The organism is Pseudokineococcus sp. 5B2Z-1, assembly GCF_037482305.1.
GTDB lineage: Bacteria > Actinomycetota > Actinomycetes > Actinomycetales > Quadrisphaeraceae > Pseudokineococcus.
In genome coordinates this window covers 69929-82599 of sequence record NZ_JBBHZG010000007.1, presented here as the reverse complement: position 1 = coordinate 82599, position 12671 = coordinate 69929, and the positions used below count along the sequence as shown (strand labels likewise).

Sequence of the window (12671 nt, the reverse complement as noted above, 5' to 3'; positions counted from 1 at the left end):
CGCGCCGGTGGTCGACCTCGTGGGGCACCGGCCACCGCGGGTGGACCCCGTGGGACGGCGCACGGCGCGTCGGCCCACGGGGTCCACCCGCGAGGGCCCCGGCCCACGAGGTCCACCCGCGTCAGGCCCGCCGGGGCTCCTCGTGGTCGGAGCGGGTGGCGGAGGGCGCGGGCTCGCCGTCGCGGACGGTGCAGCCGTCGGGCAGCCCGCCCTCGGGCGCCTCGCCGCCCTCGAGGTCGCTGAGCTCGTCGACGAGCAGCAGGTCGCGGCGCACCTTGCCCGTCCGGTAGGCCGCCCGGCCCACCATGTGCGCGGCCACGGGCGCCGTCACGAGCTGGAAGACGACGACGAGCGCCACGACCCCGATCGCCGTGGGGGTCCGGACGGCGAGGCCCACGCCCACGGCCACGAGCACGACGCCGAGGGCCTGCGGCTTCGCGGCCGCGTGCAGTCGGGTGAGGACGTCGGGCAGCCGCAGCACCCCGAGGGCCGCCACGAGCGCGAGCAGGACGCCGGCACCGAGGCACAGCCCGGCCAGGACGTCGAGGACCGCGCCCACGGCGCCGCCGCTCACCGGGTCTCCTTCGCGGCGAAGCGCGCCACGGACACCGACCCGACGAACCCCACGAGGGCGAGCACGACCAGCACGGGCAGCGTCGCGGTGCTGCGGGTCACCGCCGCCTGCAGCCCGAAGGCCGCGACGAGGACGACGACGAGCGCGTCGAGCGCCACGACGCGGTCGAGGACCGTCGGCCCCACGACCGCGCGCACGAGCACGCAGAGCCCGGCGACCAGCAGGGCCGCCCCGGCCAGCAGCACGAGCACCCCCGACCAGCCGCCGCCGTCCGACGCCCCGCCCAGGCCCACCGCCTCCAGCACCCCGCTCACCGCTCCTCCTCGCTGCTGCTCGCGTCCGCGCCCACGCCTGCGCTCGTGCTCCCGTCCGCTCCCTGGCCACCCGTCGTCGCGCCCTCGTCAGCGGCCGCGGCGTCGTCGGGCGCCTCCCGGCGCGGGGAGTCCTCGCCGGGCTCGCCCACCTCGTGCACGGGCTCGCCGGGCCGCGGCGAGCGGCCCGCGCGGGCGCCGCCCTCGACGACGCGGCGGCGCACCGGCGGCCGCGGGTGCCGGCCGCGTCCGGAGGCGTCGCCCGCCTCGACGTCGGCGACCTCCTCGGCCGTGCCGAAGGCCCGCACGACCCGCGCCTCGAGCTCCAGGACCGCCGCCCGCTCCCGCTCCGCCGCGGCGGCGTCCGGGGTGTCGATGACGTGCACGAAGAGGCTCTGCGTGCCCGGCCGCACCTCGACGACGACGCTGCCGGGCACGAGCGAGATGAGCTCGGCCGTGGCGGTGAGGTGCGCGAGGCTCGCCGTGCGCAGGTGCACCTCGAGCACCGAGCTCGTCGGGGTGCGCCGGCTCAGCACGAGGGCGGCCACCTGCAGCGACGCGCGGACGACGTCGAGGGCGAAGGTCAGCAGCAGGCGCAGGACCGGCCCCGGGCGCACCGCGCCGGGGAAGCGCACCGGCGGCTGGGGGAAGACGAGGACGACGAGCAGGCCGAGCACCGCGCCCGCGAGCACGTTGGCCACCGACAGGTCGCCCCACAGCAGCACCCAGACGAGGGCCGTCCAGACGAGGACGGGCCACTGGACGACCGCGCGGCGCGCGCGGGTCACCGCGAGCCCCCCGCCGGGCCGACCTGCGTCGTCGGCGCGACGCGGTCGGCCGCCGCCTGCCCGAGGACGGCGCGGACGTAGGGCTGGCGCTGGTCGAGCTCGAGCGCCGAGTCCTCGGCGACGCGCAGCAGCGGCCCCGCCAGCACCGTGAGGGACAGGCCCAGCGCCACGAGCGCCGCCGTCGGGGCGACCATCCCGCGGGGCACGCGCGTCATCTCGACGGGGGTGCGCTCGGGGTCGACGGCGGCGCCGGTGAGCGCGCCCGCGGCGGCGGCCTCGTCGTCCTCCTCCGTGGCGAGGGCCGAGACGCCCTGCGCCCGCTCCACGGCGTCCTGCCGCTGGCTCACCTCGCCGACGCCGGACAGCGTCGTCGCGGCACCGGGCGCCTCGTCGTCGTCGGCGCGGGTCTCCTCCTCGCGGCCCACCGTCGCGGGCCGGCTCCAGAAGGCGCGGTTCCACGCCTTGGCGACGGCGTAGAGGGTGAGCAGGCTCGTGAGGACGCTGCCGCCGACGAGCACGAGCGGCAGGACCCCGCCGTCGGCCACCCCCGCCTGGATGAGCCCCACCTTCCCGAGGAAGCCCGACAGCGGCGGGATGCCCGCGAGGTTCATCGCCGGCACGAAGAACAGGACGCCGAGCAGCGGCGACAGCTTCGCCATCCCGCCCAGGTGGTCCATCGACGTCGAGCCGCCCCGCCGCTCGACGAGGCCCAGCACGAGGAAGAGGGTCGTCTGCACGGTGATGTGGTGGACGACGTAGAAGATCGCCGAGGCCAGGCCGGCGACCGAGCCGACGGCGATGCCGAAGACCATGTAGCCGATGTGGCTGACGAGCGTGAAGGACAGCAGGCGCTTGACGTCGCTCTGCGCCACGGCGCCGAGGATCCCGACGAGCATCGTGGCGAGGGCGACGACGAGCAGGAGGTCGTCGAGCCGCCCCTCGGGGAACAGCAGCGTCTGCGTGCGGATGATCGCGTAGACGCCGACCTTGGTGAGCAGGCCGGCGAAGACGGCCGTGACCGGGGCGGGCGCCGTCGGGTAGGAGTCGGGCAGCCACGCCGACAGCGGGAAGACGGCCGCCTTGATGCCGAAGGCCACGAGCAGCGCCAGCTGCAGGGCGAGCCGCACGCCGTCGTCGAGGGCGTCGAGGCGCTCGGGCAGCTGGGCGAGGTTGGCCGTGCCGGTGGCCGCGTAGACGAGCGCGATGGCGGCGAGGAAGACGAGCGAGCTGGCGATGCTGACGACGACGTACGTCGACCCGGCACGGATGCGGGCGCTCGTGCCGCCGAGCGTGAGCAGCACGAAGCTCGCCGCGAGCAGCATCTCGAAGCCGACGTAGAGGTTGAACAGGTCGCCGGAGAGGAAGGCGTTGGAGACGCCCGCCGACAGCACGAGGTAGGTCGGGTGGAAGATCGCGACGGGCGCCCCGTCGTCGCCGTCCGCGGCGCCCTGCGCCACCGAGTACACGAGGACGCCGAGGGTCACGGCGCTCGAGACGCTGAGCATGAGGGTGGACAGCTGGTCGGCGACGAGCGAGATGCCGCTGGCGGCGGGCCAGCCGCCCACCGTGACGACGAGGGTCCCGACGTCCTGCACCGCGAGGAGCATCGCCACGGAGGTGGCGAGGACGACCGAGAGCGCGACGGTGCTGACGACCGCCTGGGCCCGGCGGTGCCGCGCCAGCGCCAGCGCGAGGCCGGCGGCCACGAGGGGCACGAGCACGGGCAGCGGCACGAGCGTCGGCCACTCGAGCACCTGGCCCTGCGTCGCGCGCAGCCCCAGGCCCTGCGGACCCGTGGGGGCGTCGTCGGCGCCGAGGGAGAGCAGGCCGTGCAGCGTCCCGCCGAGGTGGGCGGCGGCGAGGGCCCCGACGCCGCTCACGGCCCCTCCTCCCGGCGCTGCGCGGCGCGGCGCGGGCCGTCACCGGGCGACCGGTCGCCCGGCGAGGGGTCGCGGGGCGAGGGGCTCGCGTGGGCGCGCCGGCGGTCCTCCGAGCGCTCCTCCACGGGGGCCTCCTCGTCGTCCGGGTCGTAGCTGCCGGAGGTCTCGTCGCGCACGGCGCGGCCGCGGACCTGCCGGTCCTCGACGTCGTCCTGCACCTCGTCGTGCCCGTGCAGCTGCCAGCTGCGGTAGGCCATGGCGAGCAGGAAGGCCGTGAGCCCGAGGGTGATGACGATGGCCGTCAGCACCATCGCCTGCGGCAGCGGGTCGCTCATCCGCACCGGCTCGGCGCTGCCCACGAGCGCCGGCTCCCCCGCCGCCCCGCTGGCGACGAGGAAGAGCACGTTGATGCCGTTGCTCATGAGGATGACGCCGACGAGCACGCGCGTGAGGCTCCGCTCGAGGACGAGGTACACGCCCGTCGCCACGAGCACGAAGACGACGGCGACGAGGACCAGCGCCGGGCTCACGGGCGCCCCTCCCCCGCGTCGTGGCCGGCGTCGTCGCCGGCACCACCCGGGCCCCGGCCCGGCGCCGCGGCGGCGCGCACGACCTCCTCGCGGTCGGGCGGCGCGGCTCCCGCCCCGCCCCCGTCGGGCCCCGGGGCGACCCCCGAGCCGGCGAGCGGGCCCGAGACCGACAGCGCGGCCGTCGCGCGGCCCTCCTCGGCGTCGGCCTCGATGTGGGCGTCGACGCCGCCGCCGAGGCTGCGCAGGACGTCGAGGACGAGGCCGATGACGAGCAGGTAGACCCCCAGGTCGAAGAACAGGGCCGTGACGAGGTGCACCTCGCCCAGCACGGGCACCTCGAGGTCGCGCACCGCGCTCTGCAGCGGCGTGTACCCGAGCAGCGCCGCGGCCAGGCCGACGCCGGCGGACAGGAAGAGGCCCGAGCCGAGCAGCAGGCCCGCGGGCACGGGCGCCGCGCGGTCGAGCTCGCGCCGGCCCCCGGACAGGTAGCGGACCATGAGCGCGAGGCCCGCCACGAGCCCTCCCGCGAAGCCGCCGCCGGGCTGGTTGTGCCCGGCGAAGAGCAGGTAGAGCGAGAAGAGCACGACGGTGTGGAAGGTCAGCCGCGTGACCGTCTCGAAGATGACCGAGCGCCGCTCCGCGGGCAGGGACGGCGCCGTGCGCGTCCAGCTGCGGGGCGCCGCCTCCTCGCGGGAGTCCGGCACGCCCGCGTCCGGCGGCTCGGCGTCGTCGCCCGCGCCGTCGCCCGGTCCCCCGCCGTCGCCCGGAGCCGCGCCGAGCGGCGGGGCGAGCGGCGCCTCGGCCCGGGCCGCCCGGGCGGAGGGGAAGGAGGCGGCGGGCACGACGGCGGCCTCGCGCCCCTCCTCCACGTCGAGGTGGCCGAAGCGGCGGCCGAGGAAGACGAGGCTCGCGACGCCCGTGGCGGCCACGAGCAGCACCGACAGCTCGCCGACGGTGTCCCACGCGCGGATGTCGACGAGGATGACGTTGACGACGTTCCGGCCGCCGCCCTCGTCGTAGGCCAGGTCGGCGAAGGGCTCGGAGACGGGAACGGCGGTGCGGGCGCCCGCCGCGACGAGGCCGAGGGCGCTCACCGCGGCGCCCACGGCCACCGCGAGCCCGGCGCGCAGGAAGCGGCTGCGCCGCAGCGGCCGGTCGGAGAAGTACGGGGGCAGGCGGCGCAGCACGAGGACGAAGACGACGAGGCTCACCGTCTCGACGAGGACCTGGGTGAGGGCCAGGTCCGGTGCGCCGTGGAGGGCGAAGAGCAGCGCCGTCCCGTACCCGGTGACGCCGAGCAGCACGGCCGCCTTGAGACGCCGCCGCGAGCGCGTCGTCGCGACCGCCGCCGCCGCGACCACGACGGCGACCGCGAGCTGCGCGGGCGTGTCCCACCAGCGCACGCGCACGTCCCACGCGCCCGAGAGGGCCGCGGCGAGGCCGGGCCCGACGACGAGCACCGTGAAGATGATGGCCAGGTAGGCGGGCAGCGAGCCGCGCTGCGTGGCGCCCGTGGCCTCGACGGCCAGGCGCTCGGTGAGGCGGACGAGGCGCGCGTAGCCCCGCTCGGTGTCGACGAGGACGGGCGCGGCCGCCTGCACCCGCAGGACGGCGCGGCGGGCGGCGAAGAGGGCGGCGCCGAGGGCCAGGGAGGCGACGCTGAGCCCGAAGGCCGGCGACAGGCCGTACCAGGCCTCCAGGTGCACCTCGGGCTCACCGCCGGCGCTCTCGGCGTAGGGCGCCAGCAGCGCCTCCCACGGGCCGGTGGCCAGGCCGACGGCGAGGCCGCCGAGGGCCAGGACCGCGGGCACCGCGTCGAGGCCGAGCCCGACGCCGTGCGCCGGCGAGGGCTCGCGGCCCTTGGCGGTGAAGGCGCCCCAGCAGAACCGGATGGTGTAGCCCGCCGTCAGCCCCGAGCCGACCACGACGACGACGAGGGCCGCCGTCGCCCACCCCTCGGGGCGGTGCAGCAGGGCGTCGAAGGCGGACTCCTTGGCGGCGAAGCCGGCGAGCGGCGTGACGCCGGCCATCGAGGCCGCCGCCAGGAGCGCGGCGGCCGTGACGACGGGCAGGCGGCGCGGGACGCCCGAGAGCTGGCGCAGGTCGCGCGTGCCCGTGGCGTGGTCGATGGCCCCGACCGACAGGAAGAGCGCCGACTTGAAGAGGGCGTGGGCGCAGACGAGCGCCAGGCCGGCCAGGGCGCCGTCGGGCCCGCCGAGCCCCACGACGACGGTCATGAAGCCCAGCTGGCTCACGGTGCCGTGGGCGAGGAGCAGCTTGAGGTCGTACTGGCGCAGCGCCCGCCAGCCGCCGACGAGCATCGTCACGCCGCCGAGGCCGAGGACGACGGGGTGCCAGCCGGGGGCATCGGCGAAGCCGGGGGCCAGCCGGGCGAGGAGGTACACGCCCGCCTTCACCATCGCCGCGGCGTGCAGGTAGGCGCTGACGGGGGTCGGCGCGGCCATCGCGCTCGGCAGCCACAGCGAGAACGGCCAGATCGCCGACTTCGACAGCGCGCCCACGAGGACGAGCACGAGCCCCGTCGTGGTGGCCGCGTCGACGACGGGCGGGTCCGCGACCATCTCGGACAGGCGGTAGGTGCTCGCCCGCTCGGCCAGGACGACGAGGCCGACGAGCATCGCGAGCCCGCCGAAGGTCGTGACGACGAGCGCCCGCATGGCCGCCAGCCGGCTCGCGCGCTGCTCGGTGAGGTGGCCGACGAGCAGGTACGAGAAGACGGTCGTCAGCTCCCACATGACGTACAGGAGCAGGACGTCGTCGGCGAGGACGAGGCCGAGCATCGCCCCCGCGAAGGCGACGAGGACCCCGGCGAAGCGGCCGAGGCCCTCCTCGCCGTCGTCGAAGTACGACGTGCAGTAGGCGAGGACGAGCGCGCCGACGCCCGTGACGAGCAGGGCCAGGACGAGCGACAGCGGGTCGACGCGGAAGGCCAGCTCGAGGTCGAGGAACGGCGCCCACGGCACCACCTCGGACCGCTCGACGCCCGGCCCCTCGGCCACGAGCAGGTGCACCAGCCACGCCAGCGACGCGGCCGGCACGAGCGCGAGGACGAGGAAGGCGCGGCGCCCGAGCACGCGGACGAGGGCGGGCGCGACGAGCGCGGCCACGGCGTGGGCGCCGACGAGAGCGATCACGGGCACCCGGCCTCTCGGGTCGGTGGGCCCGGCCCGAGGGGCCCGACCCGTGCGGATCTGCGCGCGGCGGCGCCGCGCACCGGCCGGGACCTCGGTCGCCGTCCCCCGTGGTCGGCCGCGGCGTGCCCGCGGCCCCGCAGGAGGAGGGCGCCCGACCCGTCGGCCGTCCCGGCCCACCCTACGGGGCGGCGGTCGCGCCCCCCGGCGCGATCGGGCGCGGGTCTCAGCCCGCGAAGGGCCGCACCCGCAGGCCCCGCACCCCCGGTCGCACCGTGAAGAGCGCCCCGGCGAGCGGGTCGTCGTCGCGGTCGGCGGCCGGGTCGGCACCCGGCTCGGCCTCCTCGAGGCCCTCGGCCGACGTCGTGATGAAGAGGTCCGCGAGGTCCGGGCCCCCGAAGGCGCACGCGGTGACCTGCCGGGCGCCGACGTCGACCACCGCCAGCAGGTCCCCGTCCGGCGAGATGCGGTGGACCGCCGAGCCGCCGAAGAGGGCCGCCCACACGCAGCCCTCCTCGTCGACGGCGAGGCCGTCCGGGCCGCCCTTCTCCTCCGGCGTCTCCCGCAGGGCGCGGCGGTCGACGACCTCGCCGTCGTCGTCGACGACGAGGCGCCACAGCCGCTGGGTGGGCGTGTCGTGGTAGTACGCGCAGGACCCGTCGGGGGACCAGGCCAGGCCGTTGGAGATCGTCAGGCCCTCGAGGACGACGTGCACCGAGTGGTCGGGGTCGAGGCGGTAGAGCGTCGCGGCGCCCTCGCGGGCGTCGTAGGCCATCGACCCGGCGTAGAAGCGCCCCTGCGGGTCGCAGGCCCCCTCGTTGAAGCGGATCGTCGGGTCGTCCCACACGTCGGGCAGCCGGCGCGGCGGGACGCGGCCCAGGTCGCCCTCGTCGAGCAGGGCGAGGCAGCGCTCGAGGGCCACGACGAAGCCCCCCTGCTCGCGGGGGCGCACGACGGCGAGGACGTCGCCGAGGTGGTGCCGCTCGACGTCGTCGTCCGCGGCGCGCTCGCCGTCCCACCCCTGCGGGAGCGTCCACGAGAGCAGGTCGCCGCGGAGCATGTCGACCCAGCGCAGCGCGCCGACCCGCTCGTCCCACACCGGGCCCTCGCCGTGGTGGGCCAGCGGCGAGGTCACCTGACGGGCCTCCAGACGCAGCCCGAGCGCCGGGTCGCGGGGGTCGGGGCGGCCCGCCTCGACGTCGTCCGGCCGGGCGCCGGGGCGCCGGTCGTCGTGGGGGGCGGCGTCGTGGGGGGCGCCGTCCTCCTGGGGGTGGCGGTCTCCGGTGGGCGGGGTCATGCCCGCGAGTGTGCCGCCGCGGGGGCTCGGCGTCCTGGGCGCCGCGGCCCTCCCCGCACCTCCAGGGCGACGTGTGGCCATGTCGCCCTCCCCACCTCCCCTTCGAGGCGACGTGTGGCCATGTCGCCCTCCCCCACCTCCCCTCGGGGCGACGTGTGGCCATGTCGCCCTCCCGACCTCCCTTCGGGCGATGTGTGGCCATGTCGCCCTCCGGTGCCCCGCGACTGGGGCGACGTGTGGCCATGTCGCCCTCGGGGCGGGCCGGACGGGGGACGCCGGAGCCCCTGACGGCGGCGCCGGGATGCAGGAGCGCCCCTCGCGCGTTGGGGAGGACATGCTCGATCCCCACGACCTCGTCGAGGTCTACGAGACCTCCGACCTCACGCCCGGCGAGCGGCCCGTGCTCGTCCACGCCCTGCGCGGCTTCGTCGACGCCGGGTCCGCGAGCTCGCTGGCGGTCAGCACGCTCCTGGCCGAGCTGGAGAACGAGCCCGTCGCGCGCTTCGACGCCGACCAGCTCGTCGACTACCGCGACCGCCGGCCGCGCATGACCTTCCGCACCGACCGCTTCGACGCCGTGACGATGCCCGAGATCCTCGTGCACGCCGTCCGCGACGCGGCCGGGCGGCCCTTCCTCGTGCTGTCGGGGCCGGAGCCGGACCTGCAGTGGGAGCGCTTCACGGCCGCCGTCCGCCTCCTCGCGGAGCGCTTCGACGTGCGCATGGTCGTGGGTCTCCACGGCATCCCCTGGGCGGCGCCGCACACGCGCCCCGTGGGGCTGACGCCGCACGCCAGCGACCGGTCCCTCATCGCGGGGCGCCCGCGCTGGATCGGCGAGGTCGAGGTGCCGGGCCACGTCGGCGCGCTCCTCGAGCAGCGCCTCGGGCAGGCGGGCCTGCCGACCGTGGGCTTCACCGCGCACGTGCCGCACTACCTCGCGCAGGCGGACTTCCCGCCGGCCGCCATCGCGCTGCTCGAGGCCCTCGGCGAGACGGCCGACCTCGAGCTGCCGACGGGACCGCTCGTCGCGGCGTCGAAGGACGTCCTCGCCGAGGTCGACCGCCAGGTCGCCGGCGACGAGGACACCCGCAGCGCGGTGACGGCGATGGAGCACACCTACGACGCCGTCCTCGCCGGCCGCGCGCTCGAGGGCCCGGGCCTGCTCGCGCCGTCGCTCCCGGCCGACGAGATGCCCGACGGCGACGAGCTGGCCGCCGACCTCGAGGCCTACCTGCGCGGCCTCGACGCCTCCGGCGACGACCGCGACCGCCCCTGGGCGCCCGAGGACCCCGCGGCGCCGGAGGGCGGGGCCACGCCGGAGGGGACGGCCGCGCCGGCCGACGAGGCGACGCCGGACGACGCAGCGGTCGACGGCGAGGAGCGCGACGACCCCGAGGGCGAGAGCCGCGGCTGAGCCTCCGTCGGGGAGGCGCCGTCGCGCGTCTCCCCGAGCGGGCTCCCCGGAGGCGTACGTCGTAGCCCTTCTCCGCCGCGCGGGCTCCCCGGAGGCGGACGTCGTAGCCCTTCTTCCACCGAGGAGGCTCCCGCGGGCGGACTTCGTAGCCTTCCTCCGCCGCGCGAGCCCCGAGAGGCGGCCTTCGTAGCCCTTCTCCGCCGCGCGCGGCGGACGCCGTGGCCCTCCTCCGCGGACGCCACCGGCGTCCGCCCAGCGGCCCCGCCGCCCGCCGCCGGGGCTGCCCGGGGTAGGAACCTCGGGTGAGCGCCGCGCCCCCTCCCGCAGCCCCTCCCGTCCTGGGGCCGGTCGACCGGGTGCCGGCGCCGCTGCTCATGGCGGTCTCGATCGGCAGCGTCCAGTTCGGCAGCGCCGTCGCGAGCACGCTGTTCCCGGCGCTGGGGGCGCCGGGCACCGTCCTGCTGCGGCTGCTGCTGGCGGGCGGCCTCCTCGCGGTGCTGCTGCGCCCGCGCGTCCACCGCTGGTCGGCGGGCGCGCTGGCGGGGTGCGCGCTGCTCGGGGCCGCCATGGCCGGCATGAACGCGCTGTTCTACCTCTCGATCGAGCAGCTGCCCCTCGGCGTCGCGGTGTCCGTGGAGCTGCTCGGCCCGCTCGTCCTGTCGGTCGTGCAGGCCCGCCGCGCGCAGGACGCGCTGTGGTCGGCGCTCGCCCTGGCCGGGGTCGTGCTCCTCGGCGTCCGGGCCCTCGGCGACGCCGCGGCCGGCGAGGGCCTCGACGTCCTCGGCCTCGTGCTGGCCGCGTCCGCGGGGGCGTGCTGGGCGGGCTACATCCTCGCCAGCGCCCGGGTCGGCCGCCTCGTGCCGGGCACGGGCGGGCTGGCCGTCTCGCTGCTCGTCGGCGCCGTCCTCGTGGCCCCCTTCGGGCTGGGGGGCGCGCTCGGGGTCGTCGAGCGCCCGGGCCTGCTGCTCGCCGCCCTGGCCGTGGCGCTCCTGTCCTCCGTCGTGCCCTACGGGGCCGACCTCGCGGCGCTGCGCCGCCTGCCCACCCGCGTCTTCGGCGTCCTCATGAGCCTGCAGCCGGTCGCCGCCGCGATCGCCGGGCTCGTGGTGCTGGGGCAGGGCCTGGCGACGGCCGAGCTCGTGGCGCTGGCCCTCGTCAGCACGGCGAGCGCGGGCGTGGCGCTCGGGCGCCGGCGCGGGGACCCCGCACCCGCCCGACCGGAGGACGTGTCGCGGACGACGGGCGACCGGCCTCGACGTCGTCGCCGCCCTCGTCTACCCTCCAGGTAGTCCAACGTTCACATAAGCGGTCGCCGGCCGGCGCGCCGCCCCCAGCCCTGGAGGACCCATGGCGACGAAGGTCGCGATCATCTACTACTCCATGACCGGCACCATCGACACGATGGCCCGTCGCCTGGCCGCGACGGCCGAGGAGCAGGGCGCCGAGGTCCGCCTCCTCGCCGTGGGCCGCGAGGACGCCGCCGGCGCCGAGGGCTCGACGGACCGCCCGCAGGAGCCGACCGCCGACGACATGGAGTGGGCGGACGTCGTCCTCTTCGGCTCCCCGTCGCGCTACGGCAACGTGGCCGGCCGCCTCAAGGTCTTCATCGACAGCCTGGGCGGCCTGTGGGCGAAGGGCCTGCTCGCCGACAAGGTGTACGCCGGCTTCACGGCGTCGCAGACGCTGCACGGCGGCCAGGAGGCCGTCCTGCTCAGCCTCTACACGACCATCCACCACTTCGGCGGCATCGTCGTGACCCCGGGCTACACCGACGGCTCGAAGTTCGTCGACGGCAACCCCTACGGCGTCGGCCACGTCACCGGCGGCGGCAACGACGCCCCGGTCGACGACGTCACCAACGGCGCCCTCGACCACATGGTCACCCGCGCCATCTCGGTGAGCCGCAAGCTCACCGCCTGAGCACCCGCACGCCCCGAGGGGCCCGCACCCGCACGGGTGCGGGCCCCTCGTCGTCCCGAGGAGCCCCCTCGCCCGGGGGTCGCCGGGCCGGCTACCGCGAGCGCACGTAGCGGTCGACGTCGGCCGTGCGCCCCGCGAGCAGGACCTCGTCGCCGTAGGCGAGGGTCGTGCTCGCGTCCGCGTAGGTGAACTCCTCGGCCCCGGCGTGCTTGACGGAGACGACCGTGACGCGGTGGCGGCGCCGCAGGCCGCTCTCCCCGAGCGGCACGCCCACGAGGTCCTGCGGCGGGGTCGCCGTCGCCAGCACCCAGTCGCGGCTCACCTGCAGGTAGTCGCTGACCTCGCCGGACACGAGGTGCGCCAGGCGCGCGCCCATCTCCTCCTCCGGCAGGACGACGTGGTGGGCGCCGACGCGGCGCAGGATCCGCTCGTGCTGGCGGTCGAGGGCCTTGGCCCAGATGTGCTCGACGCCGAGCTCGTCGAGCAGCGCCGTCGTGAGGATGCTCGAGTGCTGGTCGCTGCCGACGGCGACGACGGCGCGCTCGAAGTCGGCGACGCCCAGCTCCTCGAGCGCCTCGCGGTCGGTGCAGTCCGCGGCGACGACCTGGCCGATCTGGCCCGCCATCCGCTGGACGACGACGGGGTCGCGGTCGACGGCGAGCACCTCGGCACCGCGTCGGACGAGCTCGAGGGCGAGGGCCGTGCCGAAGCGGCCGAGCCCGATGACGGCGACGGGGGTCAGGCGGTCAGCCAACGATGGTCCTCTCCTCGGGGTACTGCGTGCGGCGCGAGCGCTCGCGCAGGG

At 77.1% G+C, this 12671-nt stretch carries 11 protein-coding genes; 3 read left to right on the top strand and 8 right to left on the bottom strand.

The genetic code is table 11. The annotated features are described in order from the left end of the window. Nucleotides 1–121: 121 nt before the first annotated feature. The 7 genes from mnhG to WDV85_RS15250 form a co-directional block, all read right to left on the bottom strand. Nucleotides 122–574, bottom strand: a complete 453-nt coding sequence (gene mnhG, locus WDV85_RS15280) for a monovalent cation/H(+) antiporter subunit G (RefSeq protein ID WP_339571445.1) — start codon at nt 572–574, stop codon at nt 122–124. Next, a complete protein-coding gene (locus WDV85_RS15275) occupies nt 571–888 on the bottom strand; it encodes a monovalent cation/H+ antiporter complex subunit F (RefSeq protein ID WP_339571444.1) in 318 nt (105 codons plus the stop codon). Before WDV85_RS15275 ends, mnhG begins: the two co-directional genes overlap by 4 nt. After that, nucleotides 885–1673, bottom strand: coding sequence for a Na+/H+ antiporter subunit E (locus tag WDV85_RS15270; protein WP_339571443.1), 789 nt, complete (start codon nt 1671–1673; stop codon nt 885–887). The genes WDV85_RS15275 and WDV85_RS15270 overlap by 4 nt, the downstream gene beginning before the upstream one ends. Further along, complete coding sequence (locus WDV85_RS15265; protein WP_445263361.1) at nt 1670–3427, bottom strand: Na+/H+ antiporter subunit D; 1758 nt, start codon at nt 3425–3427, stop codon at nt 1670–1672. Before WDV85_RS15265 ends, WDV85_RS15270 begins: the two co-directional genes overlap by 4 nt. Nucleotides 3428–3549: 122 nt before the next feature. Next, the gene (locus WDV85_RS15260; protein ID WP_339571441.1) at nt 3550–4083 is read right to left on the bottom strand and encodes a Na(+)/H(+) antiporter subunit C; all 534 of its coding nucleotides are present in this window, start codon (nt 4081–4083) and stop codon (nt 3550–3552) included. Beyond that, the gene (locus WDV85_RS15255; RefSeq protein ID WP_339571440.1) at nt 4080–7238 is read right to left on the bottom strand and encodes a Na+/H+ antiporter subunit A; all 3159 of its coding nucleotides are present in this window, start codon (nt 7236–7238) and stop codon (nt 4080–4082) included. Before WDV85_RS15255 ends, WDV85_RS15260 begins: the two co-directional genes overlap by 4 nt. Nucleotides 7239–7461: 223 nt before the next feature. Next, nucleotides 7462–8532 carry an SMP-30/gluconolactonase/LRE family protein gene (locus WDV85_RS15250; protein WP_339571439.1) on the bottom strand — a complete coding sequence of 357 codons (1071 nt, stop codon included), beginning with the start codon at nt 8530–8532 and terminating at the stop codon, nt 7462–7464. Nucleotides 8533–8866: 334 nt separating this feature from the next. Here WDV85_RS15250 and WDV85_RS15245 point away from each other — a divergent pair, with 334 nt between their 5' ends. From WDV85_RS15245 to WDV85_RS15235, 3 genes are all read left to right on the top strand, one after another. Continuing rightward, entirely contained in the window at nt 8867–9946 is a 1080-nt protein-coding gene (locus WDV85_RS15245; RefSeq protein WP_339571438.1) for a PAC2 family protein, read from the top strand. 302 nt (nt 9947–10248) lie between these two features. Beyond that, on the top strand, nt 10249–11235 hold the full coding sequence (locus WDV85_RS15240) for an EamA family transporter (protein WP_339571437.1): 987 nt from the start codon (nt 10249–10251) through the stop codon (nt 11233–11235). Between the two features lie 58 nt (nt 11236–11293). Beyond that, complete coding sequence (locus WDV85_RS15235; protein ID WP_298803582.1) at nt 11294–11866, top strand: flavodoxin family protein; 573 nt, start codon at nt 11294–11296, stop codon at nt 11864–11866. Nucleotides 11867–11957: 91 nt separating this feature from the next. Here the strand turns inward: WDV85_RS15235 and WDV85_RS15230 are convergent, their stop codons facing one another. Beyond that, entirely contained in the window at nt 11958–12620 is a 663-nt protein-coding gene (locus tag WDV85_RS15230) for a potassium channel family protein (RefSeq protein WP_339571436.1), read from the bottom strand. Nucleotides 12621–12671: the final 51 nt, after the last annotated feature.

Coding starts and splice junctions, on each gene's coding strand:
- WDV85_RS15250 (WP_339571439.1), bottom strand. CDS start 8,532: ATGACCCCGCCCACCGGAGACCGCCACCCCCAGGAGGACGGCGCCCCC.
- WDV85_RS15245 (WP_339571438.1), top strand. CDS start 8,867: ATGCTCGATCCCCACGACCTCGTCGAGGTCTACGAGACCTCCGACCTC.
- WDV85_RS15235 (WP_298803582.1), top strand. CDS start 11,294: ATGGCGACGAAGGTCGCGATCATCTACTACTCCATGACCGGCACCATC.